The following is a 13632-nucleotide window of genomic DNA, read 5'->3' as shown; positions in this document are numbered from 1 at the left end:
TCCTACCGACTGGCGTCGGAGGAATGACGCGATGCTAACCAGCGGGGATACCCCCGGTAAGTTGCGACCCATGACCAACGCGACCGCCGACGTTCCCGTTGCCCCGCCGCGCCGTTCGCCGCTGCACGAGCGGCACACCGCACTCGGTGCCAAGTTCGCCGCCTTCGGCGGCTGGCAGATGCCCCTGGAGTACGCCGGGGGCGGGGTGCTCGCCGAGCACACCGCGGTGCGTACGGCGGTCGGTGTGTTCGACGTGTCCCACCTGGGCAAGGCCCGGGTCACCGGCCCGGGGGCGGTCGACTTCGTCAACTCCTGCCTGACCAACGACCTGGACCGGATCGCGGCCGGCAAGGCGCAGTACACCCTCTGCTGCGACGACGCGACCGGCGGCGTGGTGGACGACATCATCGCCTACCGGTACGCCGACGACCACGTTTTCCTGGTCCCGAACGCGGCCAACACCGCCGAGGTGGTCCGCCGACTGCGCGCCGCCGCTCCGCCGTCGGTGACGGTGACCGACGAGCACGAGGCGCACGCCGTCCTGGCCGTGCAGGGGCCGCAGTCGGCGGAGCTGCTCGACAAGCTGGGGCTGCCCACCGGGCACGAGTACATGAGCTTCTCCACCGGCATCCTGGACGGCGCCGAGGTGGTGGTCTGCCGGACCGGCTACACCGGCGAGCACGGCTACGAACTCGTGGTACCCGCCGGGTCGGCGGTCGCCGTCTGGGACGCGCTGCACGCCGCCGGTACGGCGTACGGGCTGCGCGCCTGCGGCCTGGGTGCCCGGGACACCCTGCGTACCGAGATGGGCTACCCGCTGCACGGGCAGGACCTCTCCCTGGAGATCACCCCGGTGCAGGCCCGCTCCGGTTGGGCGGTGGGTTGGCAGAAGCCGGCCTTCTGGGGCCGGGACGTGCTGTTGGCCGAGAAGGCCGCCGGTCCCCGCCGTACCCTGCGCGGGCTGGAGGCGGTCGACCGGGGCATCCCGCGCGCCGGGATGACCGCGTACGCGGGCGACACCGCGATCGGCACGGTGACCAGCGGCACCTTCTCGCCGACCCGCAAGGTCGGTATCGCCCTGGCCCTGCTCGACACGGCGGCCGGGATCGCCGACGGGGAGACCGTCGAGCTGGACGTGCGGGGCCGGCGGGCGGCGGTACGTGTGGTCCGCCCGCCCTTCGTCACACCGTCGGTGAAGTAGCCCGGTAGGTCAGTGCGGCGGCGGGGTGTCGCCCCGGTCACCGGCGTCCAGGACCGCCTGGGTCCAGCCACCCTCGATCACCCCGCCGCCGCCGAGCAGCGCCCAGTCGACCACCTCGGCGGCGGCGACCACCACCGGAGCGCCGATGCGGACCGTGGGGTCGGTGGTGGCGTCACTGGCGCTGGTCCCGACGATCCGCTCCGGCGAGGCCCAGGACCGCACCCCTGCCCAGACGAACTCGGGGCCGTCGTCGGTGGGCAGCCCGTACTTGACCACGAGTTGCGTCCCGTCGGGCAACTCACCGGCGAGGAACCGGCGCCGGATGCCGGGCAGTCCCTCCCGGGCGGTCGCCACGGCCCGGGCCATCGCGTCGCCCGGCCGGGCGTAGTGGATGTCCGGCTGCCCCGAGCCGGAGCCGGAGCCGAAGAGGGTGGCGCAGACCGCCGCGAAGTACCGCCCGGCCGGGCCGGTGTGCCCGGCCGGTGGCCGCAGGCTGAGGAACGAGTCCGCGTCCGGGTCGGTCGCCGGGTCCAGTTCCAGACGCAGCAGCACCGGCGCCGTCGCCACCTGCTGCTCCGGGTTGCCGTACGCCACCGCGATGTCGTGCCCGGTGATCGTGGCCAGCACCGGTAGCTGCACGAACGCGGGCACCTCCTCGGTGGCGATGCCGTCGGTGAAGGTGCGTAGCAGCCGACGGGCCGCGCCGGTCATCACCGCCCCCCAGGCGCGGGTGAGATGGTCCGGCACTCCCTGCACCTGCAACTCCATCAGCCCGAAGCGGCGCAGCCCCTTGGTGGTGAACCAGAGCCCGTCGGCGTCCGAGGAGTACGGCACCAGGACCCAGTCGACGAGGCGTACCCGGCCCCGCTCGTCGGGCAGCGAGCGCAGCGCCGCGTCCGGGGTGAGGAACTGCAGGCCGAAGACGTCGACGACGTTCCCGCCGACCTGCTCGGCCATCGCTGCCGCGACCGCCCGGGCGGCCCATTCGTGCGCCGGTGGCCAGCCCGGCCGGTACTCGGCCTGCACCACCACCAGGTGGGTCGCCTCGCCGAGCCGGGCGAGCTGTTCGGGGCTCGCCCCGAACGCGGTGAGCAGATCCGGGGGCAGCCGGGGGAACTCGCTCATCGAGCGGGTGTCCACGCTCATCAACGGGCTGTCCAGCATCTGCCGGGCCAGGCCGTGCACCGGCTCGGCGATCCGGCCCGCGAGGGCCTCGACCGCGCGTCGGGGGCTGGTGGGCGGCAGGCCGGTCAGCGGCACCAGGTAGGTCGCGGTCAGCGACTCCGGTACCGGAACGGGCAGGAAATCGTCCGTGATGAGCATTGTCGTCCCCCACGAGACGTCGCCGGTGCTGTCAACGAAACGCTACCTGCCGCGTCGCCCACCGCTGCGCCGATCACCGTTGAAGCCGGGCCGGATCGGCCCACAGCCATCCGTCAGACCGGCACGAGCAGCAGCAGGACCAGGAGGGTGGTGATCTCCACCACGGCACCGAGCACGTCGCCGGTGATCCCGCCGAGCCGGCGTACCACGTGGCGCAGCAGCAGCACCACGACGGCGAGGGCGACGAGGACGGCGAGCGGACCCTGCCACGGGCGGCCCGGCACGGCCGCCAGCGCGGCCAGTCCGACGACGGCCGTGCCGGCGGCCAGCGCCGGCCGGCCGACGGTACCGGCCACCAGGGCACCCAGCCCGTCCGGCCGGGCCGCCGGCACCCCGCGCCGGCAGGCCAGGCCGACCCCGAGCCGGCCGGCGGCGACGGCGGTGACCACTGCGGCGAGCGTCGCGGGCCAGGACCGGTCGGCCAGCGCGGCGAGCGCCGCCACCTGCATCAGGAGTACGAGTACCAGCGCGGCCACCCCGAACGGGCCGACGTCCGGCTTCTTCATGATCTCCAGCGCGCCGGGACCGGACCGGTACGACCCGAGTGCGTCGACGGTGTCGGCCAGCCCGTCCAGATGGAGTCCCCGGGTGCACAGTGCCGCCGCGGTGACCGTCACCGCGGCGGCCAGCAGGGGAGTGGCGCCGACGGTGACCAGCCCGGTCAGCAACGCACCGAGGAGCACGCCGAGCAGCACGCCCACGGCGGGGGCGAGGGACATCGCGACCCCGGCGACCGCCCGGTCGATCCGGCCGGACCGGACCGGCAGCGTGGTGAAGGTGGTGAGGGCCAGCCGCGCGCCGGCGCCCAGCCGCCGGTCAGCCGGCACGCCAGGCGGCACTCGCCCCGTCGATGCCGGGCCGGTCGATCGGGTCGATGCCGGTGGGCTCGGTACCCGTCGGGTCACCCGGCCCGGTGCTGTCCGGACGGGTCGGTCCGGTGGTGGTCGGTCCCGGCCCGCTCGGCTCCGGCTCGGTGAAGTCCGGCTCGTCCTCCCCGGCCGGCTGCCCGTCGCCGGGCCCGTCGTCCGACCCGTCTCCCGGTCCGTCGTTCGGTCCGTCGCCCGGCCCGTCCGAGCCGGGGCCGGCCAGGCCGGGGTGCGCCGGCAACGCGGCGGCCAGGGCGAGTACCGACCGCATCAGCGGCAGCGCGGCCAGCGCGTTCGCCCCTTCGCCGAGGTCGAGGCGCAGGTCCAGCAGCGGGGCCAGGCCGAGCACGTCGGCGGCGAGGGAGACCGCCGGGTGGCCGCCGTGGTCGGGCAGCAGGCACCAGTGCCGGGCCTGCCCGGCGAGGTCCCGACTGACCAGGCCGGCCGCCAGGCCGACCGGCCCGTCGAGCAGGACCGGCAACCGCCGGGCCGCCGCGCCGAGCAGCACACCGGTGGCGATCGCGATGTCCCCACCGCCCAACTCGGCCAGGATCTCCTTGGCCGTCCGGGACGAACTGCGGATCCGGCGCAGACTGTCCCGGACCGCGGCGCAGCGGGCCATCCAGGCATTGTCGTCCAGGTGACCACCGGGGGTGACCACCCGGGCGAGCACCGCCGGCGCCTCCGCGCCCGCGGTCGCGGCGAGCACGGCCGCCGCCGCCGTCTCGGTACCGGCGCCGCACGCCCCGATCACGAGCAGTTGCACGCCGGCGTCGGCCGCCTCGTCGGCGAGCCGCCAGCCGTAGCGCAGGGCCGACTCGACCGCCTCTGCGGTCAACGCCGGGCCCTCCTCGATCGGCGCGGCGGTCGGCGCGTCGACCACCTGGAGACCCGCCCCGCTCTCGGCGGCCAGCCGGGCCAGCGGCCCGACGCCGGCCCGCGCCTGATCGGCCCGGCGGGTCGACTCACCGGGGACGGTCCCGGCGGCGGCACCACCGGTGTGGTCACCGTGCAGCAGCAGGACCCGCACCGCGCCCCACGGGGCCGGGGTCGGGGTGCCCTGGGTGGCCGCCGCGAACCCGACGACCCGTTCCAGGACGCCCAGGCCGGTGCCCGGTACGTCCAGGGTGGCGAGCCGGTCGAGGGCCTGCGGACCGGCGTACTCGTCGGGCATCGGCAGATCCATGCCGGGCTGGATGACCAGACCCGTGACGACCATCGGCAGCGCCATGGTCGGTGCCGCCCACGGCGCCGGGGCCTCGGTGGCGGTGACCGCCGGCGCGGGCGGCTCCGGGCTGAGCACCTCCGGCGACCGGGTCGGCTCCGCGCCGGTACCCGGTACGCCCTCCGCCGCACTCGGCTCGGCCTGGCTGGGTACGCTCGCCGCGCGCAGCGGGGCGCCCGGCTTCAGCCACGAGGGCTGGCCGGCGACCACCAGGACCACCGCGTCGCAGGCGTCGGCGACCGCCCGGTTGGTGGCGCCGAGGGCGTCGGTGAAGGCCCGGCCCAGCGGCGTGGTCGGCACCAGGGAGAGTCCCACCTCAGGGCTGACCAGCACCAGACGGGCGGTGCAGTCCCGCACCGCGGCGGCCAGTTCGGCGACGGTGGTGAGATCGTCGGCGGGCTGGTGGGCCGGGTCCAGCAGCACGGTCACCCAGCCGCCGAGGTCGTCGACGAGCAGCGTCTCGTCCGGCCGGGCCTCGGCGATCACCCGGGCCAGCCGGGAGGGGTCGGCGGCGGTCTCCTCGGTGGTCCAGCCGCCCGGACGGCGCGCCCGGTGCCGTTCGATCCGGGCCGCCCACTCCGGGTCGTCGGGGCCGACATCCGCCGAGGTGGCGACATACCGGACCGCCGGAGCGTCGGCGACCAGCGATTCGGCGAACTCCGACTTGCCGGACCGGATGCCGCCCAGCACCAGGACCGTGTTCCACCCGTCAACGGACATGTTCAAACCTTAGAGCCACCACCGGCGTACCGGACTGGCAGGTGGGACCCCGGATCGGCGGGAACGACGGCCGACCGGGCGGTGCCGGGGCGGGGGATGTGGAGCGGGCGGCGGGCGGGTACGGCCGACTAGGCTTGCACCGGTTGACGCACGGGCGCATCGACGAGGGGAGACGGCATGGCGTGGAGCTGGCGGTACGAGGGCGCGGACGGCGGCGCGGTCAGCGGACCGGCCGAGACGTTCGGCAGTCAGGCGGATGCCGAGTCGTGGATCGGTCAGACCTGGCGGCAGCTCACGGCGTCGGGGATCACGTCGGTCACGCTCGTCGAGGACGACCGTGTCGAGTACCAGATGAGCCTGCTGCCCACGGCTGAGTGACCGGCATGACCAACGACCGCCCGGGATACGGCGAGCCGTTGCTGCTCGGCGTACCCCGGGCGGCGTTGCGGCCCAGCCCGGTCTTCCTGGCGCTGGTGGCCCTCTTCGTCACCAGCGGCGCGCTCACCTGGCACCGGGTCGGCAACGTCCGGCTGGATGTCTTTCTCTTCGTCGTCTCCGGTTGGCTGGTCTCGCTCTGCCTGCACGAGTACGCGCACGCGCTGGTGGCCTTCCGGGCCGGCGACCGCAGCGTCGCCCACCGGGGCTACCTGACCCTGAACCCGTTGAAATACAGCCACCCGCTGCTCTCCATCGCGTTGCCGCTGGTCGTGGTGCTGCTGGGCGGGATCGGGCTGCCCGGTGGGGCGGTCTGGGTGGACCGGCACCGGATCCCCGGGCGGTTGCGGCACACCCTGGTCAGCCTGGCCGGCCCGGCGACGAACGTCCTCTTCACCGTGGTGCTGGTGGTGGCGCTGCGGCTCGGCGCGGACGACGCGTACCCGGAATTTTGGGCCGGGGTCGCACTGTTAGCCTTCCTCCAGCTCACCGCGAGCCTGCTCAACCTGCTGCCGGTCCCCGGCCTGGACGGCGGCAACATGATCCAGCCCTGGCTGTCGCCGCAGTGGCAGCGTGGCTACGACCTGATGGCGCCCTTCGGGTTCCTGCTGCTCTTCGCCCTGCTGTGGAACCCGCGCGTCGGCGGATGGTTCTTCGATGCGGTCTTCGCCCTGGCGAACCTGCTCGGCCTGCCGGCCCCGTTCTACGCATACGGCCTGGACCTGATCCGCTTCTGGCAGGGCTGACCCGGTTGCTCCGTCCGGTTGCGCACGGGGCTGACAGCGTTCCGCGCGATCAGAAACGCCGCCAACCCCGTGCGCCCCGGTGCCGCCGCCAACCCCGTGCGCCCCGGTGCCGCCGCCAACCCCGTGCGCCCCGGTGCCGCCGCCAACCCCGTGTGCGCCCCGGTGTCGCGGCCAACCCGTGCCCCCGGTGCCGCGGCCGGGCCGGTGCCCGGCGGGCGGGTACTACGGCCGGCGGGGCGGGCTGACCGTCTCCGCCGGATCCCGCTCGACGATCGGGTCGAGGACCTCGTCGATCGCCTTGAGCAGCCCGGCGTCCAGCTTCACCCCGGCGGCCTTGACGTTGTCGTGCACCTGATCGGGGCGCGACGCACCGACGATGGCCGACGAGACGTTCGGGTTCTGCAGCACCCAGGCGATGGAGAGCTGGGCCATGGTCAGCCCGGCCTGCTCGGCGAGCGGCTTGAGCTGCTGCACCCGGGTCAGCACGTCGTCGCTGAGGAACTTCGCGATGAACTGCGCGCCGGACTTGTCGTCGGTGGCCCGGGAGCCGGCCGGCGGGGGCTGGCCGGGCAGGTACTTGCCGGAGAGAACGCCCTGCGCCATCGGCGACCAGACGATCTGACCGACGCCTAGCTCCTCACTGGCGGGTACCACCTCGGCCTCGATCACCCGCCAGAGCATCGAGTACTGCGGCTGGTTGGAGATGAGCGGGATCCTCAGCTCGCGGGCCAGCCCGTGGGCCGCGCGGATCTCGGACGCCTTCCACTCCGACACCCCGATGTAGAGCGCCTTGCCGGAGTGCACGACGTCGGCGAACGCCTCCATCGTCTCCTCCAGCGGAGTGCTGTGGTCGAACCGGTGCGCCTGGTACAGGTCGACGTAGTCGGTCTGTAGGCGGCGCAGCGAGCCGTTGATCGACTCCATGATGTGCTTGCGGGACAGGCTCCGGTCGTTGCGACCCGGACCGGTCGGCCAGTACACCTTCGTGAAGATCTCCAGGCCCTCCCGGCGCTCGCCGCGCAGCGCCCGACCGAGCACCTCCTCGGCCCGGGTGCCGGCGTAGACGTCGGCGGTGTCGAAGGTCGTGATGCCGGTCTCCAGGGCGGCCCGGACACAGGCGAGCGCCGCGTCCTCCTCGACCTGCGAGCCGTGGGTGATCCAGTTGCCGTACGAGATCTCGCTGATCATGAGGCCTGAGCGGCCCAGATGACGGAATTCCATACCCCGACCCTAACCGCGGCCACGGGGTAAGGAAGGGCCCCCTATTAACGCATTTGGTAGAGGAAGGGCCCCTTTATACCAGGTGTGGGCTAGAGCACGGGGGTGGTGTCGGCGAGCAGCCGGTCGATCTCCGCCATGACATCCAACCGGCTGCGGTGCACCGGGTCGATCAGCCGGCGGCCACGCCGGTCCAGCGCGCCCCACTGACCGCTGTCACCGACCAGGAACGCCACCGGGTGGATGACCAGCGCCGGATGGGTCGGGGGTACCACCACCCGGCCGGCCCGGTCGACGACACCCTTGCGGCCGTTGACGTCCACCACGGCCAGCCCCTCGTCGGTGAAGCCGTCGATGTACCGGCCGTCGGTCAGGGCGGTGGTGAACCCCGAGTACGACGTGGGTACCACCACCTGCCCGGTCCGGTCGACCGCACCCCAACCGCCCCGGCGTACCGCCGCCACGCCCCGCCGGAACGGACGTACGTCATCGAAGCCGGCCGGGATCAGCACCGTGCCCGACTTGTCGACCGCCAGCCAGTCACCGGCCCCGTTGTGGGAGACCCAGGCGATCCCGTCGGAGAAGGACCCGACCCCCCGGTACCCGGCGGTGGCCCCGATCAGGCAGGTCCCGGTCTCGTCGATCAGCGTCCACGCGTCCATCTCGGGGCGTCGTACCCAGGCCACCCCGTCCCGGAACGGCTGGGCCTCGGCGTAGTCGGCGGTGATGGTCAGCTCACCGTGCACGTCGGCGTACCCCCAGCGGCGGGTGTCCTGGTCGAAGCAGGGCACTGGTGGCCGGTGCGCGTACCGGATCTCCTCCGGCGTACGCGGATACGGACCCCAGCCCTTCGCGGCGACCCGGTTGAACACCGCATCGAGCGCGAGTTCGGTCCGGGCCACCAGGTCGGCGTCGACCACGGTACGCAGGTCCAGGGCCCGCTCGAAGTGGGTGCACGCCTCGATGTAGCGGCCCTGCTCCAGACAGCACCGGCCGGCGTGCTCGTGCATCGTGGCGCGGAGCCGGTCGGGCAGTTCGGACGAGTTGGCCTCGGTGTAGAGCCGGTCCGCCTCGTCGAACTCGCCCCGCCACTGGTGCACGTGGGCCAGCCGGGCCTTCACGATGGCGATCCGGCGCAGCTCACCGGTCGCCTCGGCGTGGGTCAGCGCCAGCGTGCCGTCGGCCAGGGCCCGGTCCAGGTCGCCGAGGATCCGCGAGACCACCGCCCGGAGACTGAGCAGCCGGGCGCGGGCGCGGTCGTCGCTGGCGGCGTCGAGCTTCGCGCCCAGTTGCTCCCGAACGGCCCGCAGCGTGTCCGGCTCGTCGGCCACCTCGCGCAACGTGTCCGGATCCAACCGCCACCGGTACGCCGCGAGGGTCTGCTCCGGGTCCGTCGTCGGCAGCGTCGACGCCACGGGTACGGGGCGTTCCGTCCCGCTGGTGGAGGGGAGCGGGGCCACCTCCGGGGTACCGTCGCCGCTCCCTTCCGGCGCCCGGTCACCGGGTGTCGCCGCCCGGTCGTCGAGGTGGTCCTCCGGTTCCGGCGCGGGGTTCGGCTCGTCGCCGGTGACCACCGGCTCCGCTGCCGGCGAGTCCCCGGACGGTTCCGCGACCGGCGGGACCGGGCCGGCGGCGTCACCGGCCGGTGGCGCGGTGACGGGGGCGGCCGGTGGTGCGGAGACCGGTGCGGCGGGTGCGGAGTCGGGCAGGTCGGTGACGGGTGGTGCCGAGACCGGTGCCTCCACCGGGATGGGAGCAGCGACCGTGGCGCCGGTCGCCGGTTCGGGGGCCGGCGGACACGGGATCGGCGGGCCGGCCACCGGCTCGTCGGTGGCCGGTACGGCTGACCAGCGGAACTCTGGCACCACGGCTCCGCCCTGGGCGGTACCGATCGGGGCGCCGACCACGGGCAGGTCGACGCGGACCGGCGCGTCGGCGAGGTCGACCTCGACGCCGATCGGGGCATCGGCCGGGACGTGGTCGAGGTTGATCGGGGTACCGGCGACCGGCAGGTCGAGGTCGATCGGAGCGTCGACCACCGGAGGTGCGATGTCGGGCGTGGCGTGGATGTCTGCGGCTTCGATCCCGCTGCTGGAGCTGCCGGCGGGCGCGTCAGTGCCCGTCGGCGCGCCGGTCGTCGGTGCGTCGGGGCCGGGAACCGCCTCCGTTGCCGGTGGGGCGGGGACGGTCGGTGCCGGCGTGTCCACGACCGGGGCGGGGACGGTCGGTGCCGGCGTGTCCATGGCCGGGGCGGGGACGGTTGGTGCCGGTACCTCGTCGGTCGCGGCCACGGGGGTTTCCACCACGGGCAGGACCGAGTCCTCCGGAGTTGGTACGGCAGCCGTCTCCGGTGCCGGTACGGCAGCCGTGTCCAGGGTCGCCGGAGCCGGAGCCGGTTCCGGTGTCGGGAGGAACTCCAGGCGGAGACCGGCGATCGGCGGCGCCGGCGGTGGGGCGTCGGGACGGACCGGTGCCGGGGGAGTGGCCGGGCTCTCGACGCGGGGTGGCACCGGAGATGGTGCGGCTGGTGGTGCGCTGACCGGACCCGCCCAACCTCGCACCGGAGCACCGGAGACCGGTGCCCCCGAGCCCGGAGCATCCGGGACCGAAGCGTCCGGGACCGGCATCCCCGAGACCGGAGCACCGGAAACAGGCGTGTCCGAGACCGGCGCACCCGAGGTCGGCACGCCGGAGACCGGTGCCGACGTCGGAGCGCCGGAGACCGGTACGCCCGATACCGGTGCGCCGGACGTCGGTGCGGCGGTGAACCACGGGTCCGGTGCCGGTCGGGGGTCCGGGGCGGCCGGCTGCGCCGCCGGGGTGTGCTCGACCGGACGTCGGGACTCGGCCCACGACGTCGGGGCGGGCTGACCGGGGAACGGTTCGTCGCGGACCGGTCGGGGCTGACCGGGCAGCGGGCCGGGATCAGCCGGCCGGATCTGCCCGGCCCGGTCCGGTTCGGGCGGCACCGGTGGCCGACCGACCGATCCGTCGGAACGGGGTCGCCCGTCCGACGGCGAACCGTGCCAGGCGGCTTCCCGCCCGGGAGCCGGGTGCGGACGCTGATCGGGGCGGTGGTCCGGCGTTCCGGGAAATCCCGGCAGCGGACGCTGATCGGGGCGGTGGCCCGGCGTCCCGGGGGATCCGGGGGATCCCGGCACCGGGAACCTGCGTCGGTGATCGTCACCGTCCGGCGGGTACCCGCCGGTCCCGGCCGCCGGGTGCGGGTGGCGGGGCCGGTCATCCGGTGGGTACGTCTCCCGCCAGCGCTCGGTCCAGCCCGGTCCGGGCCGTTCGGTCTCCGGCGGCCGGGGAGTACGGGCCCCCGGAGTGGCCCGGTGCCCGGGCGGCAGGGGCTGGGTGTCGCCCGGGTCGGCGTCGTCCGACCAGCCTCCCCGCCGGTACGGGGTTCCGGGCCGGTCGGGCCGCTCCGACCAGGTCGGCTCAGCCTCACGACGCCAGCCGGAGGCCGGGCCGGACCAGTCGTGGGAGGGTTCGCGGGTCGCGGACCGGTCGTGGGAGGGATCCGGGGTTGCGGACCGGTCGTGGAACGGGTCGCGGGGTGCCGACCAGCCGGTGACCGGGTCCCAGGAAGGCGGCCGTTCGCCGGCCGGGTCCCGGGGCGTGGACCAGCCGGGACTGACCGGCCGTGGATCAGGCCACTCCTGCCCCCGGTGCCGCCGCTCCGGTGGGTACACCTCACCGGCGCCGGACGACGGGTACGTCGCGCCGCGTCGTTGCGGCGGGTGCCCGTCGAACCGGTCGGTCCGCTCCGGGCGGTGCCGGAACTCGTCGACGTTCCAGCGGTCCTCCCCGTTGTTCGGGGTGCTGGTCCGGCCGGGGACGGCGGCCCGGCCGCGTACCGCCGGTCGCGGGGTGGCCCGTAGCCCGATGTCGCCGGGGTAGCGCTGCCCGGGGAACTGGGGATGCCACTCCGAGGTGGGCGCGACGACCCAGGCTGGTTCGGCCGGATCGTGCCAGCGCCCGAGGTACCGGTCGGTCATGAGGCAACCCGGTCGGCGTGCCGCGGCCCGGGAACCGGCTCGCGTCGCTCGCTCACGGCGGTGTCACCTCGTCGGAAATTGTCGCGCTGGGCGGCCGGGGGCACCGGTAGGGTCACCCGACCGGTGCAGCGTGCTCGCGGAAGGAGGGTAACGGCGTGGCCTGGCTCACCGCCACTGTGGCATCCCCCCAGCGCATAAACGTTATCCTGTGGTTCCGGATATTTCGGGTAATTGCCGCATCTGGCTTTCGTCGGTACGCCACCTACCGCCAGGCCGCCGTCGCCGGAGCGCTGGTCAACACCGTCTTCGGCTTCCTGCGCTGCTACGTCCTGCTCGCCGTGGCCCAGAATGCCGGCGTCGCCGCCGGGTACGACCCGGCCCAGCTTGTCACCTTCGTCTGGGCCGGGCAGGGCCTGCTCGCCGTGGTGCTCCTCTGGGGCTGGACCGACCTGGCCGACCGGATCCGCACCGGCGACGTGGCCACCGACCTGCTCCGCCCGGTGCACCCGGTGACCAGCTACCTCGCCGTCGACCTCGGGCGGGCCGGGTACGCGCTGCTGACCCGCCTGGTGCCGCCGGTACTGGTCGGTCCGCTCTTCTTCGACGTGTACCTGCCCACCCGATGGGCGACCGGTCCGCTCTTCGCGCTCTCCGTGCTGCTCGCCGTGCTCATCAGCTTCGGCTGCCGGTTCCTGGTCAACACCACCGCCTACTGGCTGCACGACGTACGCGGCCCGATGATCCTCTGGACCCTCGGCTCCGGTGTGCTCGGCGGGCTCTACTTCCCGCTGCGCTTCCTGCCGGAGTGGTGCTACGTGCCGCTCTGGCTGGCCACCCCGTTTCCCAGCCTGCTCCAGGCGCCCCTCGACGTACTCGTCGAACGCGACCCGGTCGGCATCCAGGTCGGCATCGTCGGGGTGCAGATCGCCTGGGCGGTGCTGCTCCTGGGCGCCTGCCGTACGGTGCAGCGGCGGGCCGAGCGCCGGCTGGTGATCCAGGGTGGCTGACCGGACGGGGGTGTTCAGGGCCTATCGCGCTCTGCTCGGCGCGCAGGCCCGGTCCCAGGCCGCCTACCGGACGTCGTTCCTGGTCGACCTGACCGGCAACGTGGGCGCCACCGTCTTCGACGTGCTCACCGTACTGGTGCTCTTCGGGGTCACCCGCAGCCTCGGCGGATTCGACCTGCGTGAGGCCATGGTGATCGTCGGGATCTCCGCCTGCTCCTTCGCCACCGCGGACCTGCTGGTCGGCAACATCGAGCGGATCCCGAGGTACGTCCGCACCGGCCTGCTGGACGCGGTACTGGTCCGGCCGCTCGGCGCCCTGCCGCAACTGCTGCTGATGGATTTGCCGCTGCGTAAGGTCTCCCGGGCGATCTTCGGCCTGACCGTCCTGCTGGTGGCGCTGGGCTCAGCCAACATCGACTGGACCCCGGCCCGGGTCGCACTGGCCGTCGTCGCACCGCTCGCCGGGGTGGTCTTCTTCGGTGCGGTCTTCGTCGCCTCGGCCGCCGTGTCGTTCTTCTGGGTGGAGTCCGGTGAGCTGGCCAACGCGGTGACCTACGGGGGACGGGACTTCACCTCGTACCCGGTCACCGTCTACGACGGCTGGTTCCGCAACATCTTCGCGTACGGGCTGGGCTTCGCCTTCGTCGCCTACCAGCCGGCGCTGGCCCTACTCGGCCGGTCCGATCCGCTCGGCCTGCCGGGCTGGGCGGGCTGGGCCGCGCCGGTTGTCGCGTTGGCCGCTGCCGGGGTGGCCACCCTGGCCTGGCGGTTCGGTATCCGTCACTACCGGAGTACGGGGTCTTGAGCGACGAGGTCATCGCGGTCAG

At 74.1% G+C, this 13632-nt stretch carries 10 protein-coding genes; 5 read left to right on the top strand and 5 right to left on the bottom strand.

Annotation, left to right across the window (positions count from 1 at the left end; translation table 11 throughout):
• Positions 1 to 70: 70 nt before the first annotated feature.
• The gene (gene gcvT, locus V6U90_RS00715; RefSeq protein WP_334430520.1) at positions 71 to 1201 is read left to right on the top strand and encodes a glycine cleavage system aminomethyltransferase GcvT; all 1131 of its coding nucleotides are present in this window, start codon (positions 71 to 73) and stop codon (positions 1199 to 1201) included.
• A 9-nt stretch (positions 1202 to 1210) separates the two neighbouring features.
• Here gcvT and V6U90_RS00710 read toward each other — a convergent pair whose 3' ends face one another.
• The 3 genes from V6U90_RS00710 to V6U90_RS00700 all read right to left on the bottom strand — a co-directional run bounded on the left by V6U90_RS00710 (position 1211) and on the right by V6U90_RS00700 (position 5395).
• Positions 1211 to 2524: a DUF2314 domain-containing protein gene (locus tag V6U90_RS00710; protein WP_334430519.1), complete on the bottom strand. Its 1314-nt coding sequence runs from the start codon at positions 2522 to 2524 to the stop codon at positions 1211 to 1213.
• 113 nt (positions 2525 to 2637) lie between these two features.
• A complete protein-coding gene (cobS, locus tag V6U90_RS00705; RefSeq protein WP_334430517.1) occupies positions 2638 to 3411 on the bottom strand; it encodes an adenosylcobinamide-GDP ribazoletransferase in 774 nt (257 codons plus the stop codon).
• Positions 3401 to 5395, bottom strand: a complete 1995-nt coding sequence (locus V6U90_RS00700; protein ID WP_442933492.1) for a bifunctional adenosylcobinamide kinase/adenosylcobinamide-phosphate guanylyltransferase — start codon at positions 5393 to 5395, stop codon at positions 3401 to 3403. The genes cobS and V6U90_RS00700 overlap by 11 nt, the downstream gene beginning before the upstream one ends.
• Positions 5396 to 5572: 177 nt before the next feature.
• Between V6U90_RS00700 and V6U90_RS00695 the strand changes: the two genes are divergently transcribed.
• A complete protein-coding gene (locus V6U90_RS00695) occupies positions 5573 to 5773 on the top strand; it encodes a hypothetical protein (protein ID WP_208817294.1) in 201 nt (66 codons plus the stop codon).
• A gap of 5 nt (positions 5774 to 5778) precedes the next feature.
• Positions 5779 to 6576 carry a site-2 protease family protein gene (locus V6U90_RS00690; protein WP_334430515.1) on the top strand — a complete coding sequence of 266 codons (798 nt, stop codon included), beginning with the start codon at positions 5779 to 5781 and terminating at the stop codon, positions 6574 to 6576.
• Positions 6577 to 6798: 222 nt separating this feature from the next.
• Here the strand turns inward: V6U90_RS00690 and V6U90_RS00685 are convergent, their stop codons facing one another.
• Together V6U90_RS00685 and V6U90_RS00680 are read right to left on the bottom strand one after the other, a co-directional pair.
• The gene (locus tag V6U90_RS00685; protein ID WP_334430514.1) at positions 6799 to 7797 is read right to left on the bottom strand and encodes an aldo/keto reductase family protein; all 999 of its coding nucleotides are present in this window, start codon (positions 7795 to 7797) and stop codon (positions 6799 to 6801) included.
• An 89-nt stretch (positions 7798 to 7886) separates the two neighbouring features.
• On the bottom strand, positions 7887 to 11798 hold the full coding sequence (locus V6U90_RS00680; protein WP_334430512.1) for a WG repeat-containing protein: 3912 nt from the start codon (positions 11796 to 11798) through the stop codon (positions 7887 to 7889).
• A gap of 155 nt (positions 11799 to 11953) precedes the next feature.
• On the opposite strand from V6U90_RS00680, the gene V6U90_RS00675 reads away from it, so the two are divergent.
• Entirely contained in the window at positions 11954 to 12805 is an 852-nt protein-coding gene (locus tag V6U90_RS00675) for an ABC transporter permease (RefSeq protein ID WP_334430510.1), read from the top strand.
• Positions 12798 to 13610, top strand: a complete 813-nt coding sequence (locus V6U90_RS00670) for an ABC transporter permease (RefSeq protein ID WP_334430508.1) — start codon at positions 12798 to 12800, stop codon at positions 13608 to 13610. Before V6U90_RS00675 ends, V6U90_RS00670 begins: the two co-directional genes overlap by 8 nt.
• The last annotated feature ends 22 nt before the right edge of the window (positions 13611 to 13632 follow it).

Source organism: Micromonospora sp. CPCC 206060 (assembly GCF_036906895.1).
GTDB lineage: Bacteria > Actinomycetota > Actinomycetes > Mycobacteriales > Micromonosporaceae > Micromonospora.
This window is presented reverse-complemented; position numbering and strand designations above follow the sequence as displayed.

Excerpts from the sequence above, each read along its gene's own strand:
- V6U90_RS00710 (WP_334430519.1), bottom strand. The coding sequence starts at position 2,524 with ATGCTCATCACGGACGATTTCCTGCCCGTTCCGGTACCGGAGTCGCTG.
- V6U90_RS00690 (WP_334430515.1), top strand. The coding sequence starts at position 5,779 with ATGACCAACGACCGCCCGGGATACGGCGAGCCGTTGCTGCTCGGCGTA.
- V6U90_RS00685 (WP_334430514.1), bottom strand. The coding sequence starts at position 7,797 with ATGGAATTCCGTCATCTGGGCCGCTCAGGCCTCATGATCAGCGAGATC.
- gcvT (WP_334430520.1), top strand. The coding sequence starts at position 71 with ATGACCAACGCGACCGCCGACGTTCCCGTTGCCCCGCCGCGCCGTTCG.
- V6U90_RS00700 (WP_442933492.1), bottom strand. The coding sequence starts at position 5,395 with ATGTCCGTTGACGGGTGGAACACGGTCCTGGTGCTGGGCGGCATCCGG.
- V6U90_RS00695 (WP_208817294.1), top strand. The coding sequence starts at position 5,573 with ATGGCGTGGAGCTGGCGGTACGAGGGCGCGGACGGCGGCGCGGTCAGC.
- V6U90_RS00680 (WP_334430512.1), bottom strand. The coding sequence starts at position 11,798 with ATGACCGACCGGTACCTCGGGCGCTGGCACGATCCGGCCGAACCAGCC.